Below are 644 nucleotides of genomic sequence, written 5' to 3'. Positions count from 1 at the left end.
CGCTGGAATGTGCCCTATGTATTGAACAGCAGCCGGGTTGATTATGAGCTTGCCCGGCAGCTATACCACAATACCCACGACGACTATAAACTTGGTGCGGGCTTTGCCAAACCCATTATCAATACTCTAGCCGGCTTCATGGGAGTGCCCCGTTTCCATTGCGAAGATGAGGAGGCTCAAGCGGTTCTTGAGAAACACGCTGCAAGGTGGGTAAGCCGGATGCAGCGTACCCACCAGCTTTGCTTACGTGATGGAGATTGTTTTGTAATGTTGGCTAATCTGGCATTGGATGATCCTCTTTATCCTGATGAGAAGACCAGAATTGACGTTATCATTATCCCACCTGAACAGGTTTCGGATATTGAGATTGACCCGCTAACCCGTAAACCAGTTGCCTACACCATTCAGGCCCGGAACAAATGGGACAATGGGAGGCGGGAATACCAGGTTACTCAGCGTATAACAACTGATAAGGTAATGGTATTAGTGGAAGGCGATGCCCCGCCGGGGCTGATTAGCGAAGAACGGTCAAATCCGTGGGGATTTATCCCGATAGTACATTTCAAAAACGAACCGGAAGAAACGGAGCTTTTCGGTACCAGTGAGCTGGAGGCGGTAGAGCCCTATTTGAAGGCATACCATGA

The 644-nt window shown here is 49.5% G+C and carries 1 protein-coding gene; it reads left to right on the top strand.

All coding sequences use genetic code 11. The annotated features are described in order from the left end of the window. A partial coding sequence (locus ULO1_RS13400; protein ID WP_242947971.1) for a phage portal protein occupies positions 1-644 on the top strand: 644 nt, incomplete at both ends.

This window comes from Carboxydocella sp. ULO1 (genome assembly GCF_002049255.1).
Taxonomy (GTDB): domain Bacteria; phylum Bacillota.
This window is presented reverse-complemented; position numbering and strand designations above follow the sequence as displayed.